The following is a 17299-nucleotide window of genomic DNA, read 5'->3' as shown; positions in this document are numbered from 1 at the left end:
CCAAAGATATACCCAATGGAAATGACAGATACAAGTACAAATTCAAAAGGCATAGTGTTACTTGTAGATAAAGAGGAATTAAAAGAAGGCTATTTAGCGTATCCTACATTTACGCTAGAAGTTGATAAAGATGTATATGATCCTTCTATAAAAGTAGCAATATTGAATCAACAAGGTGAGGAACTGGATGAAATTGATGTTGTATGGATATTACAAGATGAAAAATGGATGGGTGAAGGAACATACGAGCATGAGTTAAACAATGGAAGTCTCGTGGTAATGTTGGGTGAACATAAGTTATATGAATCAGAAAAGTTTACTATCGATACTTCTATTCATGAACCAGTGATATATATGAATGATAAAAAAGTTGAAGGGGATTTCTTTACTAGTGTTGAAGATGTAACTATGAAATTTGTATTTGATGAAGCTGTTAATAAAGAAAAAAGTTCGTTGTATATCAATGGAGATAAGAATGAACTTTCATGGAAGAAGGATGAAAAAGAAACAACAACACTATTTGAAGGAGAAGGGGAATATGAAATTGCTTATACATGGTATGACAAATTAGGGAATGAGAAGAAAGGTTTTTATCATTTAATTATCGATCGAAAAAGTCCTGGTGTTGAACTTTATTTGGATGATCAAAAAATAGATACGCTACAAAAATTTTATTCAAAAGATGTCGTTCTTAAACTTTATGTGGAAGATGTTTTGTTTGATATGGAAAATAGCAAGCTATATAGGAATGATTCAAACGAGGAAATTGCTTGGACAAAAGAAGGTTCAAGGTATGTTGGAGAAATGAAACTATATGAAGGTAGCCATCAAATTACATATGAGATAAAAGATACATTAGGACACTTAACACAGAAAACGCTACCTGTAACCACAATAGATACAACAGTTCCTAAGGTTACATTTGAAAGGAAGAACTTTGAGATTTCAACGCAACAGCAACTTATTTATACAATAGAGGAATCTTACTTTGACTATAAAAATAGTTATCTATACATGTTACATAATGGGGTTGAAGAATATCGAAAACTAGATGGTAATAGTACTGAGAAAGGATACCAAGGCTTATTTGCATTTGATGATGAAGGGGATTACCAAGTGACACTCGTCATAAGGGACTTCGCTGGAAATAAAACAAGTTCGCAAAATCTTTCCTTCACGATTGATCATAGCGCACCAAAATTAGGTATCTTTTGCAATGAGCAAACGATGATAGGTGAGGACATATACACAACCAATAAAGATGTTACGGTAGCATTTTCAGTTCATGATGAAACACTGCGTTCGCATACCATTACTGTTTATAAAAACAAACAGAAAATAGTGGAACAAGCAAATTTAGAACGTATGCATTTTAAAGGAGAGAATCAGAAAAATGATGACTATGTGGTGACCTTGAGTGCGAGTGATGCGGCTGGAAATCAAAGTGTTCAACAAGTGCGTTTTTCCATCTATAAAAAAGTTTCTCCTCTAGTGATAGAAAATGATGTCTTTAAAAACAAACCCTATGCGAACAGTTGGACTCCACAAATAAAAGATGATGGAACTCAATTACATGTGATAGGTTCCTTGCTTTACAAAGACCATTTACCAGTACCTTACCAATGGGGGGATGCTATCAAAGAAGAAGGAAATTATGCACTAGAGATAATTGGAAGTGATCGTGCTATGAATCCTACATCATTACCAAATACCTTCTATTTTACAATTGATAAAACACCTCCTTTAGTTACGCTAACCAAAAATAAAAAACCAATTCCAAAGACCCTCTATGTCAAAGATACATTAACATTATCCTTACATCAAAAGGATAATGAAAAACTACGAGAAGAACATTTTGCATATATTAAAATCAATGGGAAAGCAGTCGATTTAAGCGATGAAAAAAGCTATGAATTTACACTGGATTCATCACAAGAATACACGATATCTTGTAAGGTATATGATGACGCTGGAAATGAACAAATAAAAGCTTGGAAGTTTCATGTATCTAAAAAGCCAATGCTTACACAGTATCTTAAAGTAGAACAAATAGGGTTTGTAATTGTCATGGTATCTAGTATAGCAGTTACACTTTATATTCATGGACGAAGAAAAACTTAAGACACAGCTTTATATTTATGGATTTGATCAACTTGAAGAATGTATCCTTCCGAAACAAAAAGAAGGTAGATTTTGGATATATCATAGTGTAAATAAAGAACGAGTAAAACTTATAGAGGTTATGGCAAGAAAGAAGAAATGGTATTTTGTTCAACACGATGAATGTAGAATCAATGAAGAAAAAGAACATTTTGTAGAAGTGAAAAATGGGAAACGATATATTCTCAACTTTCAAAAGCATACTGTATTTCTATTTAGCTTTGCGTATGAAAGAGTTCATCATCAATATAAGGCATTTACCTTTACAAGAAGGCTTCAAATTGGAAGAGGAGATACTTGTGATATCGTGTATGCACATGAAGCTGTATCTACGCTACATGCGAGCTTATACTACGATGATGATGGTTTTTGGATTGTGGATGAACAAAGTAGTAATGGTGTTTATGTAAATGGAAAACGTATAAAAAAACAATCATTAAAAATGAAAGATTGTATCCAAATTTTACAGTTAAAAATTCTTGTTGGACCTACGTGTATTTTCATGAATGAGGTAAAGCAGGTTTCTAAGAAAACATCTATTTGTACGTATCAATTTTCTCAGATGTCTGCTTGTAAACGCAAAGATAAAGACATTTATACATGGGTTGAAAAAGATGCTTTTCACTTTCAAAAGAGAATGTATACAATCGATACTTATCCTGCACCATTTGATCGTAAGCAGATGCCTATGATCTTCCTATTGGGTCCTGCAGTTACAATGGGGTTATCTTCTTTATCCATGGGTGTATTTTCACTTCTACAAGCTCTACAACAAAAACAAGAAATGACGCAAGTTATGCCTACCTTGATTATGTCCTTTAGTATGGCAACGGGTACCATTCTTTGGCCTCTATTAACACGTCTATATGAAAAAAAACTTGCGTTAAAACAAAATCAAGTTCGTAATAGTACCTATGGTTCATATCTTAACGAGATGCAAAAACGAATGTATGAAGAAATACATGCATATGAAACCATGCTTAGAACATACCATCTTACCACTACGCGCTATATTGAATTATTCTTAGAACATACTTTGGTATCAAATCATAAAGATGATTGTAGCGTGACTTTAGGGATTGGGGATATTCCATATACATTACAAATGGAAAAGCCAAGAGAAGAGTTCAAGCTATATCAAGACCCACTACAAGAAGAATTAGAGAAAATTACATTGCAAAGCTATTATGCAAGAAATGTACCTGTTGTGATTGATTTGAAAAAGCATCGCTATGTACAAGTGGATGGGGAAGATGCAAGTGTATTTATGCTAGATTTATTGTTTCAAATGGTACTAGCATATCAAAATGATATAAAAATAGTGGTATGTATGAATACAAAATTAGCACATGTAAATAAGATAGCTTTTATGCCTCAGATATTTAGTGAGGATGGATCGATACGTTATCTTGTCAGTGATGAACAAGATGGAAAGCTCATTTATTCCACGTTGGAAGAAGAAATGGCAACAAGTACAAAGGTGTATGCGTTCTTTATATTAAATGGATTACTTGCGAGTAAACTACAAATGAAAACACTCTTAGCGAATGAGCGTTGTATATGTTTCAAGATATATGATTCTTTTAACAATCATGTAAATATCATACCTACAAAGATACAGGTAGCAAGCAATCAAGGATATGTACATCAAGAAACAACCCTAAGATTTACGTATCAATTTACTACGAAACGAAGTCTATGTGCCTTTCAATTAGCGAATCAAAGGAGTGGTAGAAGAACTAGTGTTAGGTTACCTAAAAGCTATCATTTGTTGGAAATGTATGAGTGTGGAAATGTTGAACAACTCAATGTGTGGGAGCGTTGGCAAACCAATGATGTGAGTGATTCTTTAGAGGTTAGAATTGGTATTAATGCTTATCATGAGCCTTTGTATTTGGATGCGCATGAGCGTTATCATGGACCACATGGACTCTTTGCGGGAATGACAGGTTCAGGGAAGAGTGAATGTTTATTAACCTATATTTTATCCCTTGCGATATGTTTTTCACCAGAGGATGTTTCCTTTCTTTTGATTGATTACAAAGGTGGAACCATGGCAAAGTCATGTGGGAAACTACCTCATATTGCTGGAATTGTGACAAACCTTGATCAAGATATCATACAACGTTCTTGTATGTCCTTACGAAGCGAACTACAACGAAGACAACAACTCTTTGCACAAGCTTGTTTGACGTACGATGTTGGGAATATGAATATCGAAACATATCGCAAACTGTGCAAAAAATATGAACATTTACCAAAACTTTCGCATCTCTTTATCATCGCGGATGAATTTGCGGAATTAAAGAGTCAACAACCAGAATTCCTTGAACAACTGAAACAAAGTGCGCGTATTGGTCGAAGTTTAGGGATTCATTTGTTGTTGGCTACACAAAAACCATCCGGAGTTATCGATGATCAAATATGGAGTAATGCACATTTTCATCTTTGTATGAAAGTACAAAGTATCCAAGATAGTCAAGATATGTTACGTAAAGAAGACGCAGCGTATTTAAAAAGAGCAGGGGAGTGTTGTTTACAAGTAGGACTTGATGAGATTTATGAAAAGGGGTTAATTGCTTGGTCACAGTGTTCTTATTTTGAAAGGGAAGAGGTTGAAAAACATACATTTGATGAAATCGCAATTCTAAAGGATACTGGAGATTATCGAAGTACGCAACATATAAGCCCATTAAATGAGAAAACAGATATTACTCAGATGGATGCGGTTGTAGAACATATGGTACATATTGCAAAACGTCAACACTTGTACGCACAATCGCTGTGGAAAGAATCCTTGTCGCAAGATATGTATGTGAAAGAGTATCCCAAAGCGATAGGGATTATAGATGATATGGAAAATCAAAAACAGTTTCCCTTCCTCTATGATCAAGTATGGACTTCTCATCTGTTGGTTTATGGAAAGTCAACAAGTGATCGTGAAACCTTACTTAAGACATTACTGTACCAAATAATACAAGAAGAACACGTACATATGTATATCTTCGATTTTGATCAACATCACTTGTTATGTTTCCAACATCGAGCTTGTATTTGTGATGTTGTGATTGAAACACAACGAGAAAAAGTGGAGAGCTTCTTTTATCAAATGAAAACAAAAAAGCAAGAAGATAAGAGAGAAGAAAAGATTCTCGTTGTACATAATTATGAGGCGTTTCATGAACTATATGAAGAGTATGAAAAAGATTTGCTTTATCTTTTAAGAGAGCATGCAAAACTTCATCTTCGTATATATATTAGCGCAAGCAATCCAAGTACTGTATCTTATCGTATTCAACAATACATTTCTTCTGCGATTGCATTTCCTCTACATGAACAAAACGATTATCACATGATATTTAGTGGAGGTTGTCCTTTTTATCCAACAAACAAAGGGAGTGGACTTCTACAGTACCAACAAAGGATTCTTAACTTTCAAGTACTACAATGTACGCAAGAGGATATAGAACAGTTGCCTTATGAGAAAGGAAATCTTTATCAAATTCCTGTATTACCAAAACAAGTAAGGTATCCCGTTGAAGATATTTCGAAAGGGTTATATTTAGGAAAACAGGTGGATAGTAAAGAAGATGTATTTTGTACATTTTCTCATCATATTCATTATGTAATTTGTGCTTTTCGTTTTCTTTCATCTTTTCTATACGTAACGTTTCAACAATTAGCTTTATATCGTAACGATGTTTATGTTGTTCGTGATGAAACGATAGATAATGATGAAGAACTTATGATGAAGTTAGAAGATGAAAAAGAGCATATCTTTATTTGGAAGAGACCTTATCAATTTACAGATTTTAAACTTCAAGAATACCTACGAGAGAAACTCATGGAAGATCATCATAAACATATCTTTCTATATACGATGAAGGAACATTCCTATTATTTACAATATGATTGGTTTCAAGATTCCTTATACGATGCTTTTCTTCTTTGGATGGGAAAAGGATTCAAAGATTATGCGTATATGTTTAAATGTCAAAATATCGCATCGCAAGAACTAAAAGCTAATCAAGCTTATCTTATGGAGGAAGATACATGTATCAAACTACAATTATGGGAGGTGACATAACATGGATGAAAAGATATTGGTGGAGGTATATATACCTGCGGCACAGCTATCATTGGATGTTGTGTTACCTATATCATTTCGTATTTCTCAAATCAAAGACAAATTATTCTTGATGTTGCAAGAGTGCAGCCAAGGAGCTTTTATCTTCAGCAAGGAGAGTGTCTTTTATTCGAGTAGACTACAAATCAATTTACTAGATGATCAGGTTCTCAAAGACATCGATATAAGAACAGGTGATGAAATCATAGTCTGGTAAAGGAGAGATACCATGAGCATTAAAATTCAGGTAGATCCCACAAAGTTAGAAAGTGGGGCATTGCGCATTGAACAACAAGGCGTTGCATATGAAAAAAGCTATGCGCGCTTATTTCAAGCAGTTGAAACCATGAGTGCTGGTTGGCAAGGAAAAGACAATCAAGCATTTATTACACAGATACAAGGGTTTCAATCAGACTTCATACAAATGGCAACATTGATGAAAGAGTACTCTAGTTTCTTAAAAACAAGTGCTAAGATTTATCGTGAAACGCAAAATGAGCGAACGGCCCAAGCACGTCGTTTAGTGAATTAGGAGGTAGTTATGGATTCGTTATTAATTACACTAGCAGAAGTAAGTCATACCTCCATGCAAATTCGACAAGAAAATCAACAACTATCAAACTGTTTAAAAGACATCCATCAATGCATGAATCAAATAACCAATGAATGGCAAAGTCCCGCTGCACAAACCATACGTGCAAAGTTTCAAGGGATGATTCCAATCTTTGATCACTATCGTGAAATTGTTGAAAACTATGCGAAATTCCTTGATCAAACCGTTCAAACATACCAATCCATTGAGGATCAATTAAACAGCCATGCACAATCTTTCCAATGAAACATGGCGTTTTATGAATCAATATGTGAACCAATTAAGTGCCATGGAAACACTCGTTACAAAAAACATGAACCTATTGCCTTCCACTTGTCAGGGAAGCGAACTCCTTTACATGCAACAACATTTTCAAACTATGTTAGGAAATATACAAAACCAGAAAACTTGGTGTAAAAGAATATGCGGACAATAACGTAATCTCGTTATGATGCGTGTAGATACTGAGAAGCTTTTCGTACTGCAAACAGAGTTTTCTAAGTGTCTATCAATTTCCAAAGAGTTACAATCTTTGCAATATCAATTAAGCCTTCAACAAACACCCCTAGCTTCTAGTATTTATCTACAAGAACTAAAAACCAGTGAATACCAACTGCATGAAAAAATAATACATAGTGTGCAGTATTTTCAAAGCGCTCTTTCCTCTTTTCAACAAAGTGAGAACAATATTCAAAAAACTGCAGATGCCATATCCTCCTTTGAAAAGTCTAAAGCTTACGAAAGTTCTCAAAATACCCAACATAGGAAATCAAGTGATTTCACGTATAAAACTGAAGTTATGAAGTTCAACCATCGTGTTCATTCAACATTGAATAAAGGTGGCAATCTTGTTGGATATGTGAAGAATGGAGTGTGTATTGGTGCATTTGCTGGTTTTGATGTTTGGCGATTTCGCGCAGATAAAGAAATGAAGTATTTAAAAACAGGGGTGGATCTTCGTGTGGGAAATATGAGTGTTTCCGCAGATGCGAAAGCACTCCTCTTTCAAAATGGGAAACTAGATCCTAGTTTACAATTAGAAGCAAATGCAAGTGCTACCTTAGCACAAGCAGGTGCCTATTTAAATATTGGGAATGATTATCTCAATGTACAAGGGGAAGCAAACGTAAAGGTTGGTACTGCCAGTGCAGAAGCAAAGGCAGTGATTAAAAAAGATGAGTTTACTTTAAAAGCAAATGTAGGCGCAGCCGCTGTAAAAGGCGAAGTAAAAGCAGTCTTTTCTATATTTGGTGTAAAGATAACACTAAAAGGAACAGGCGAACTAGGAGCTGCTGGTGCAGGCGCAGAGTTTTCCAGTAAAAAAGGAGAGTTTGAGTTTGGTGGGAAAGTTTCTATGGTAGCAGGTTTGGGGTTTAAAGTACATGTTGATTATTAACGTGGGACAAGGAGCAAAAGAAAACAAATGAACGAAAAAACAATCAAAGAAGTGATGCCCATTGGCAGTGTGGTAACCTTATTAGGTGGCACCAAAAAAATTATGATCTGTGGAAGGATTCAAGAAGATAAAAATACTGCGAAAGTATATGATTATGCAGCATGTTATTATCCAGAGGGTATTTTAGACCCTAGTGAGCTATTCTTATTTCAACATGAGGACATTGATAAAGTGTACTATGTAGGATTGCAAGAAAGTGATGAATTCGCATTTCGTAGTTTTATGGAACAACGCCTAAAAGAAATGAACATGCTATAAAAAAGTCCGTTATCTATATAGATAACGGATTTCTTATTCTATTAATTGAACTTTTACAACGCCTTCAACTTCATCCAATAAGATAGCTTCTACGCCACCTTGAATGGTATCATCTACGGACATACATCCAACACAAGCGCCCAATAAGCGAACATTTACAATTCCATCTACGAAAGATACGAATTCAATATCTCCACCATCACGCTGTATATAAGGTCTGATTTTATTAATCACACGCTGTATTTCTTCATTCTTTGTTTCCATTTCTTACCCTTCTTTCTTAGAACAGATGGGATACTTCAAACAAAACAAGAGCAACCAGTGTACCTAGTACAAGACCACCTAATACTTCAATGTATTTATGTCCTAACACACTTTTAATTCTTTCATGATAAATAGGATCCGAAAACTTCAATCCTTTTAGCTTTTCAAGGTCCATGATCAGTTGCTTTGTTAGCTGGATATTTCTCCCCGCATAATAGCGAACATTTGCCGCATCATAAATCACAATAAAACTAAATACGCACGTAATCGCAAACAAGGTAGAATCAAATCCTTCACTTAATCCAATAGCTAGTGTTAAACCACTGACCGTGGAACTATGTGAACTAGGAAATCCTCCGCATGCGATACATTGATGAACATCAAATTTCTTCGTACGTATATATAAGAAAAATGGTTTTAATATTTGTGCTAATAGATTTGCTATTAGAGCTACAGCAAGGGGGTAAAAAGAATCCATATATGTATCACCTCATAGGCAGATTGAGAAAATCTCTTTCTGTAGATATTATTATACCACAAAATGAAAAAAGATATGTTATAATAATCCCATGAGATGAGGTGAATTTATGCATTATATGGTTGGAGAAGTCGTGGAAGGTGTCATAACAGGTATTAAGCCTTATGGCGCGTTTGTTTATCTGGACAATAAACATAACGGATTAATCCACATTTCAGAAATCAGTGAACGATTTGTGAAAGATGTACATACCTATGTCAAGGTCAATGAGCGTGTAAAAGTAAAAATCATTGATATGGATGAAGATGGTGTACATTTGAAGTTATCGTTAAAAGCCATAGAAGCAAATAAAGCCCGTTCCATGCGTAAACGCAGATTGATCCAGGAACTGCCTCCAATGGAAAAAGGATTTTCTACTTTGGATGCACATTTAGAAGAATGGATTCAGCTTGCCATAAGATAAAGGAGAAAAAAGGTTATGATGAAATTAGACGTTACACACGCATTTTTACAAGAAGACATCAAAGCTTATCAAGATGAAGTGACAAAATGTCATGACATGCTCGTGAACAAGACTGGTAAAGGGAACGACTATGTTGGTTGGGTAGACTGGCCTGAAACTTATGATAAAGAAGAATACGCTCGTTTAAAAACGGTAGCAGCAGATATCCGTTCAAAAAGCGATGTATTGATCGTTTGTGGAATCGGTGGATCATATTTAGGAGCAAGAGCTGCCATTGAAATGATCAATGGTTTATATGCAAATAAAAAACCAGAAATCATTTTTATGGGAAATACATTCTCTTCCACTTACATTGCACAAGTAATGGAATACATTAAAGACAAAGAAGTTGCAGTCAATGTAATTTCTAAATCCGGAACAACAACAGAAACTGCATTAGCATTCCGTTTATTAAAACAATTCATGGAAGAAAAATACGGAAAAGAAGAAGCAAGCAAACGTATTGTTGCGACTACGGATAAAGCAAGAGGTACCTTAAAGACAATCGCAGATAATGAAGGATACGAAACATTTGTAATTCCTGATGATATCGGAGGACGTTTCTCTGTTATTACCCCTGTAGGATTATTTCCAATCGCAGTTGCTGGAATCGATGTAGATGACATCATGAAAGGTTTAGCAAAAGCCAAAGAAGAATTAAGTAATCCAGATGTTGATAAGAACGCTGCATATGCATACGCAGTTGCTCGTAGAATTATGGAAAATCAAAATAAAGATGTAGAAATGTTGATTAGCTATGAACCACAAATGGCTATGGTTGCGGAATGGTGGAAACAACTATTCGGTGAAAGCGAAGGGAAGGAAGAAAAAGGAAATCTTCCAACAAGCGCTAACTTCTCTACAGATTTGCATTCCCTTGGACAATTTGTTCAAGATGGTAAAAAAATCTTATATGAAACATTATTGTTAGTTGACAAACCAACCCTTGATTTAACATTCCCAAGTGATGCTGCAGATATTGATGGTATGAATTACTTAAGTGGAAAATCTGTTGACTGGGTAAACAAAATGGCTTGCCAAGGAACACTAGAAGCACATGAAGAAACAGGACATGTGCCTAACTTAATCATCACAATGGAAGATATGAGTGCAGAAAGCTTCGGGTATATGTGCTATTTCTTCTTCAAAGCATGTGCAATTACTTGTTATATGTTGGATATCAATCCATTCAACCAACCTGGTGTTGAAGTATACAAGAAAAACATGTTCCGTTTATTGGGAAAAAACTAATACGTTAAGAAGATGTCACTCGACATCTTCTTTTTTTGTAAAGTACACTTTTATGGAAAGTGTACTTTACATCTTAGTAAATCCGCAGTATACTAGAAGTATGGAAAGCGTACTTTCCATAAGCGAGGCGATAATTTGAAGAATAGATTAGAAGAAATACGTAAATCAAAGGGCATACGACAAGAAGAATTAGCTTTTGCTTTAGAAGTGTCAAGACAAACCATTGGTTCTTTGGAAAATGGAAGATATAATCCTTCTATACAATTGGCATTTAAGATTGCAAGATATTTTGATATGAGTATCGAAGATATATTCATTTACGAGGAGGAAAAAGCATGAAAAAATATAAACATTGGATACTAGTTTTCATCGGAAGTATTGCAGCCCTTACTGGACTATATATGATCAATGTAGTGGAACCAATAGGTCTTATGAAAACAGTGCCATATTTTTTAGTAGGGATAGGATGTGGAACATTGGGACATAGTGTAGGCTCTATTTATCAAGCATACATTTACAAAAAGAATCCAGATATTGCAAAGAATATGGAAATAGAAACAAAGGATGAACGTAATATCATGATAAAAAATCAAGCAATGGCAAAAGGTTATCAAATGATGACATATGCTTTTGGAATATTGTTGTTGGTATTCGGAATTATGGATGTACCGTTTGAAATATTTATTGCATTTGCCATTGTGTATATATTTGTGCAAATTTATACGGCATACTGTCATGTAAGAATGACTAAGGATTTATAATTGAAATCATCATAAAAAAGGCTGTAATAGTCTTTTTTTGTACCATAATCGTAAAAATGAAAACATTTTCATCGGATAAATACTAGGAATTGAATGAGAAGTTTGCTATAATATAAACATTAGAAATGTAAACGATTACATAGAGGAGGAATGTTTCATGTCAAAGAAGTATGTTTACCTTTTCTCTGAAGGAAAAGGAGCAATGAAAGATCTTCTTGGTGGAAAAGGTGCAAACCTGGCAGAAATGATGAACTTAGGGATGCCAGTACCTTATGGTTTTACAGTCACCACAGAAGCTTGTAACCAGTATTATGTGGATGGTGAGAAAATCAATGAAGATATTCGTAAAGAAGTATTTGAGTACTTGATGAAACTTGAGGAACTATCTGAAAAGCAATTTGGAGATCCTAAAAATCCATTGTTAGTTTCTGTTCGTTCAGGTGCACGTGCATCTATGCCAGGTATGATGGATACCATCTTAAATCTTGGTATGAATGATGAAGTTGTAGAAGGAGTAGCAAAACTGATGGGGAATCCACGTTTTGCATACGATTCTTATCGCCGTTTTATTCAAATGTTTGCGGATGTAGTTATGGGATTAAGTAAGGCCAAATTTGAGGAAATCATCGATGAGATGAAAGAGAAAAAACACGTTGAACAAGATACGGATTTAGATGCAGATGATATGAAAGAAATGGTAAAACTTTTCAAAAAGTTCTATCGTGATTCTTTAGGTGAAGAATTTCCAAGTGATCCTAAAGAACAATTGTATCGTTCCATTGAGGCGGTGTTCCGTTCATGGAATAATCAAAGAGCGATTTTCTATCGTAAGATGAATGATATTCCAGGTAGTTGGGGAACCGCTGTTAATGTACAAATGATGGTATTTGGAAATATGGGTGATGATTGTGGTACAGGTGTTGCCTTCACAAGAAATCCAAGTACTGGTGAAAATAAACTATATGGTGAATTCTTAATGAATGCACAAGGTGAAGACGTTGTTGCGGGTATTCGTACACCAAACACAATTGATAAATTAAAAGAGATTGCACCTGATGCATATCAAAGATTTACAGAAATTTGTACTGCACTTGAAAAACATTACAAAAATATGCAGGATATGGAATTTACAATTGAAAAAGGAAACTTATTCATGTTACAAACACGTAATGGGAAACGTACTGCAGCATCTGCATTAAAAATTGCTTGTGATATGTTTGATGAAGGCATGATTACAAAAGAAGAAGCCTTGATGATGGTAGAACCAAAACAGTTAGATTCTTTATTACATCCACGTTTTGAAGATGCGGATTTAAAGAGTGCGAAACCAATTGCTTCCGCATTACCTGCATCTCCTGGGGCAGCTTGTGGACAAATCGTGTTTACTGCTGAAGAAGCAATTAAAGAAACATCCTTAGGACACAAAGTAATCCTTGTTCGTTTGGAAACATCTCCTGAAGATATTGAAGGTATGCATGTTTCAGAAGGAATCCTTACCGTGCGTGGTGGTATGACAAGTCATGCTGCAGTCGTTGCTCGTGGTATGGGCGCTTGTTGTGTATCTGGTTGTGGTGATATTAAAATTAATGATGCTGGAGCATATTTTGAAGTAGGTGGAGTTCGTTATCATAAAGGCGATTTCATTTCTTTAGATGGTTCTACTGGTAATATTTATGGACGTGAAATTAAAACCGTTCCTGCAGAAATTTCTGGTGACTTTGAACGTTTCATGGCTTGGGCAGATGAAGTTCGTACATTAAAAGTTAGAACCAATGCAGATACACCAAAAGATGCTGCACAAGCGGTTTCCTTTGGAGCAGAGGGTATTGGTTTGGTACGTACAGAACATATGTTCTTTGAAGGTGATCGTATTAAGGCAGTACGTGAAATGATCGTTTCAAAAACAGAAGGACAACGTCGTAAAGCACTTGCGAAATTATTGCCAATGCAACGTGGGGACTTTGAAGGTATCTATGAGGCAATGCATGGTCTACCTGTAACGATTCGTTACTTAGATCCACCTCTACATGAATTCCTTCCAACAAGTTCATATGATATTGCACAGTTGGCAAAAGATATGCAAATTGATTTAGATGAATTACGAAGTGTTATCATGAGTCTTCATGAGTTCAATCCAATGATGGGACATCGTGGATGTCGTTTAGCAATTTCTTATCCTGAAATTGCAGAAATGCAAACCACTGCAGTTATTGAAGCTGCAATTAATGTAAATAAAAAACATCCAGATTGGAAAATTGAACCTGAAATTATGATTCCATTAGTTGGTGATAAAGCAGAGTTGAAATTTGTGAAAGATGTGGTTGTTCGTACAGCAGAAGAAGTATTGAAAAAAGAAAATGCTACGTTAACATATCATGTGGGAACTATGATTGAAATTCCTCGTGCAGCATTGTTAGCTGATGAAATCGCAGAAGAAGCTGAATTCTTCAGTTTTGGTACAAATGACTTAACACAGATGACATTTGGATTCTCCAGAGATGATGCTGGTGGATTCTTGAATGATTACTATGAAAAGAAAATCTTCGAACAAGACCCATTTGCTAGAGTTGACCAAAAAGGTGTTGGTAGACTTATTAAAATGGCTGTTGAAGGTGGACGTAGCACAAACCCTAATATCAAATTAGGAATTTGTGGAGAACATGGAGGAGATCCAAGTTCTATTGATTTCTGTCACCGTATGGGATTGTCCTATGTTTCTTGTAGCCCATTCCGTGTACCAATCGCAAGACTTGCGGCAGCACAAGCGGCAATTCAACATAAGTAAACTTCATTAAATAAAGGTGTTCATTTCTATTTTCTATAGAAGAACACCTTTTCCTTGTAAAGAGTGTGGAATTTTATTCTTACATAATAATTTGTGATATAATATAAAAAAGGTGGTGCAATTTATGGGAGTAAAGATATGGCGTGATGAGAATCTTTTTCAAACAACTGAAACCGTGAGTGTTGAGTGTTTAAAAGACGATAAAATGCAAGTTGTATTCTACACATTACTAGATAAGGAATGTATCAATATCGTTCCTGATGATTATCCAGTTACATCAACGATTCTTGTATTAGAAGGACATTTAAATGTTCATTCTACGGAGAAAAGTTTCGACTTGTATGCACATGATTCGATGATGTTAACCGATATCAATGAGAGTTATTATGCTGAGGCAGAAGGATTTTCTAAGATTATTGCAATTAGTAGTGAAGTAAATCAAGCTCCTCATGAAGATACGGTATTAAACGAAATGCTTACAATCGTGGAAGAGAAAGATACGTATACAAAAGGACATAGCAAACGTGTTTCACTTTACGCAAGGAGACTAGCCCTTGCTTATGAATCTACATATAATGTAGCTTCCTTAAGTGTTGCGGCATGTATGCATGACATTGGTAAAATCAATGTACCGATCACCATACTACAAAAACCAGGAAGATTAACAGATGAAGAATTTGATATCATCAAACTTCATCCGATGGACTCTTATACGATTCTAAAAGATAAACTAGGAGAACGTATCGCTCGTGCGGCTTTGCAACATCATGAACGTTTAGATGGTAGTGGTTATCCTTATGGACTAGCAGCGGAACATATCAGTATGGACGCAAGAATAATCGCAGTTGCGGATGTATTCGATGCGATGACATGTAAACGAACCTATAATGAACCTCGAAAACCGATTGAGGTGGTGGCTTATTTAGAAGAACATCTTGACCAATACGATGCCGCAATTATCGCAGTACTTCGTAGAAAAGTAGAAAAGGGTGAAATGGACGATATTGTAACTGCGTTTACAGAAGTCTAGATAAATTTAATATATAAGAAAAATGTCTTCATTCGAAAGGATGGAGGCATTTTTATTATCTCATTTTATATATGCTTATAAGGCATGATATTCTATTTTATATAGGTATTGGATATTTTTAGAGACCTATCTTAAAATGGTAGTAAGAAAGGTATTCCGAAATTCAGGAAGTCTTTCATAGAAAAGATTGGAAACTATAAGGAGGGTCATTTATGAGAAAAGGAATATTCATTGCTTTCTGTATGTGCCTACTTCTTGTCGCATGTGACGATAAGAAACAACTTACACAACCAACTCGTTCGAAGGATCAAACAAAGCTTAAGAAAGAGGATGTACCAACAGAAACTGAAACAGTAGATGACAATGAAAAAGGAGAGGATGAAACATTGAAAGAGTTGTATATTACCATACATGAACAATCTTCAAAGATAAGTTTGTATGAGAATCAAACTACAAAAGAACTTAAAGAAATATTGCCTATGAGTTTTTCAATGGAAGATTTACACCAAAATGAAAAATTCGTGTATTTGAATCAAAACTTTACAACAAATGCACAAGCAATATCACAAATTCGAAAAGGCGATGTGATGTTGTTTGGATCCAACTGTCTTGTAATATTTTATGAAAGCTTTCCAACTACTTTTCAATATACCCCCATAGGAAGAATAGAAGATCTTAACGTATTGGATGAGATCGCAGGAAACACAGTTATTCAAGTACGTTTAGAAATGAGAGAATAAGGAGGAATTTTATGAAAATCGTAAAAGAAGCATATGTAAGTGGAGAAAGAGCATTGTTCAATAGTAAGGATATTACAATAGAACGCTCTATCTTTGCACAAGGAGAATCACCATTAAAAGAAAGTCAGAATATTGAAATTATAGAAAGTATTTTTAAATGGAAATATCCATTATGGTATTGTAAGAACGTAAAAGTATTCAATACAACTTTGTTAGAAACGGCACGTTCCGGTATTTGGTATACAGATCATATTGAAATGATAAATTGTACATTGGATTCTCCTAAAACATTTCGACGTAGTAGCGATATTGTATTAACAAATGTACATATGGCAAATGCGCAGGAAACCTTGTGGAATTGTAATGACATTGAATTAAGAAATGTACATGCGCAAGGAGATTACTTTGGAATGAATAGTTCTGATATTTATGTAGATCATTTAAATTTAACTGGTAATTATAGCTTCGATGGTGGAAAGAATATTGAAGTTCATAACTCTGTATTATTATCCAAGGACGCTTTTTGGAACTGTGAGAATGTAGTGGTATATGATTCTACCATTATCGGAGAGTATTTGGGATGGAATTCAAAGAACATTACATTTATAAATTGTACGATTGAGAGCCTACAGGGGTTATGTTATATTGAGAACTTGAAAATGGTAAATTGTAAATTGATGAATACATCTTTGGCATTCGAGTATTGTACATTGGATGTTTCTATTACTTCTCATATCGACAGTATTAAAAACCCTATATCAGGAAGTATTCAAGCGAGTAGTATTGGAGAAGTAATTTTAGAAGAAGATAAAATAGATCCTTCCTTAACCAAAATACAATATCTTCAACATCCTATATTGGAATCTAGCAATAGACAAACAAGTTGTGTTTGTTAG

At 34.9% G+C, this 17299-nt stretch carries 17 protein-coding genes; 15 read left to right on the top strand and 2 right to left on the bottom strand.

The annotated features are described in order from the left end of the window. The first annotated feature begins 15 nt into the window (after window positions 1–15). The 7 genes from ACWG42_RS00165 to ACWG42_RS00135 all read left to right on the top strand — a co-directional run bounded on the left by ACWG42_RS00165 (window position 16) and on the right by ACWG42_RS00135 (window position 8592). Complete coding sequence (locus ACWG42_RS00165) at window positions 16–2121, top strand: Ig-like domain repeat protein (protein ID WP_455789407.1); 2106 nt, start codon at window positions 16–18, stop codon at window positions 2119–2121. Continuing rightward, entirely contained in the window at window positions 2102–6247 is a 4146-nt protein-coding gene (locus ACWG42_RS00160) for an FtsK/SpoIIIE domain-containing protein (protein WP_455789406.1), read from the top strand. The genes ACWG42_RS00165 and ACWG42_RS00160 overlap by 20 nt, the downstream gene beginning before the upstream one ends. Before the next feature lies 1 nt (window position 6248). Continuing rightward, window positions 6249–6503 (top strand): hypothetical protein, encoded by a 255-nt coding sequence (locus ACWG42_RS00155; RefSeq protein WP_455789405.1) that lies wholly within the window; start codon window positions 6249–6251, stop codon window positions 6501–6503. Between the two features lie 12 nt (window positions 6504–6515). Then, window positions 6516–6818, top strand: a complete 303-nt coding sequence (locus tag ACWG42_RS00150) for a WXG100 family type VII secretion target (protein WP_455789404.1) — start codon at window positions 6516–6518, stop codon at window positions 6816–6818. Between the two features lie 9 nt (window positions 6819–6827). Then, complete coding sequence (locus tag ACWG42_RS00145) at window positions 6828–7124, top strand: pore-forming ESAT-6 family protein (RefSeq protein ID WP_455789403.1); 297 nt, start codon at window positions 6828–6830, stop codon at window positions 7122–7124. Between the two features lie 202 nt (window positions 7125–7326). Beyond that, window positions 7327–8274, top strand: a complete 948-nt coding sequence (locus ACWG42_RS00140) for a hypothetical protein (RefSeq protein ID WP_455789402.1) — start codon at window positions 7327–7329, stop codon at window positions 8272–8274. Window positions 8275–8301: 27 nt separating this feature from the next. Then, complete coding sequence (locus ACWG42_RS00135) at window positions 8302–8592, top strand: DUF4176 domain-containing protein (RefSeq protein WP_455789401.1); 291 nt, start codon at window positions 8302–8304, stop codon at window positions 8590–8592. Window positions 8593–8625: 33 nt separating this feature from the next. On the opposite strand, the gene ACWG42_RS00130 is transcribed toward ACWG42_RS00135, so the two are convergent. Both ACWG42_RS00130 and ACWG42_RS00125 read right to left on the bottom strand, forming a co-directional pair. Continuing rightward, on the bottom strand, window positions 8626–8856 hold the full coding sequence (locus tag ACWG42_RS00130) for a NifU family protein (protein ID WP_455789400.1): 231 nt from the start codon (window positions 8854–8856) through the stop codon (window positions 8626–8628). A 16-nt stretch (window positions 8857–8872) separates the two neighbouring features. Continuing rightward, the gene (locus tag ACWG42_RS00125; RefSeq protein ID WP_455789399.1) at window positions 8873–9334 is read right to left on the bottom strand and encodes a divergent PAP2 family protein; all 462 of its coding nucleotides are present in this window, start codon (window positions 9332–9334) and stop codon (window positions 8873–8875) included. 109 nt (window positions 9335–9443) lie between these two features. Between ACWG42_RS00125 and ACWG42_RS00120 the strand changes: the two genes are divergently transcribed. The 8 genes from ACWG42_RS00120 to ACWG42_RS00085 all read left to right on the top strand — a co-directional run bounded on the left by ACWG42_RS00120 (window position 9444) and on the right by ACWG42_RS00085 (window position 17299). Then, complete coding sequence (locus tag ACWG42_RS00120; protein ID WP_455789397.1) at window positions 9444–9797, top strand: CvfD/Ygs/GSP13 family RNA-binding post-transcriptional regulator; 354 nt, start codon at window positions 9444–9446, stop codon at window positions 9795–9797. Between the two features lie 15 nt (window positions 9798–9812). Next, entirely contained in the window at window positions 9813–11087 is a 1275-nt protein-coding gene (locus ACWG42_RS00115; RefSeq protein ID WP_455789396.1) for a glucose-6-phosphate isomerase, read from the top strand. A gap of 135 nt (window positions 11088–11222) precedes the next feature. Further along, window positions 11223–11426: a helix-turn-helix transcriptional regulator gene (locus ACWG42_RS00110; protein WP_455789394.1), complete on the top strand. Its 204-nt coding sequence runs from the start codon at window positions 11223–11225 to the stop codon at window positions 11424–11426. Continuing rightward, window positions 11423–11848 carry a hypothetical protein gene (locus tag ACWG42_RS00105; RefSeq protein ID WP_455789393.1) on the top strand — a complete coding sequence of 142 codons (426 nt, stop codon included), beginning with the start codon at window positions 11423–11425 and terminating at the stop codon, window positions 11846–11848. Before ACWG42_RS00110 ends, ACWG42_RS00105 begins: the two co-directional genes overlap by 4 nt. 157 nt (window positions 11849–12005) lie before the next feature. After that, window positions 12006–14633, top strand: a complete 2628-nt coding sequence (ppdK, locus tag ACWG42_RS00100) for a pyruvate, phosphate dikinase (protein ID WP_455789392.1) — start codon at window positions 12006–12008, stop codon at window positions 14631–14633. 124 nt (window positions 14634–14757) lie between these two features. After that, window positions 14758–15663: an HD-GYP domain-containing protein gene (locus ACWG42_RS00095; RefSeq protein WP_455789391.1), complete on the top strand. Its 906-nt coding sequence runs from the start codon at window positions 14758–14760 to the stop codon at window positions 15661–15663. 212 nt (window positions 15664–15875) lie between these two features. Next, complete coding sequence (locus ACWG42_RS00090) at window positions 15876–16403, top strand: cyclophilin-like fold protein (protein ID WP_455789390.1); 528 nt, start codon at window positions 15876–15878, stop codon at window positions 16401–16403. An 11-nt stretch (window positions 16404–16414) separates the two neighbouring features. Continuing rightward, complete coding sequence (locus ACWG42_RS00085; RefSeq protein WP_455789388.1) at window positions 16415–17299, top strand: DUF3737 family protein; 885 nt, start codon at window positions 16415–16417, stop codon at window positions 17297–17299.

The sequence above is a fragment of the Amedibacillus sp. YH-ame10 genome (assembly GCF_053848885.1).
This window is presented reverse-complemented; position numbering and strand designations above follow the sequence as displayed.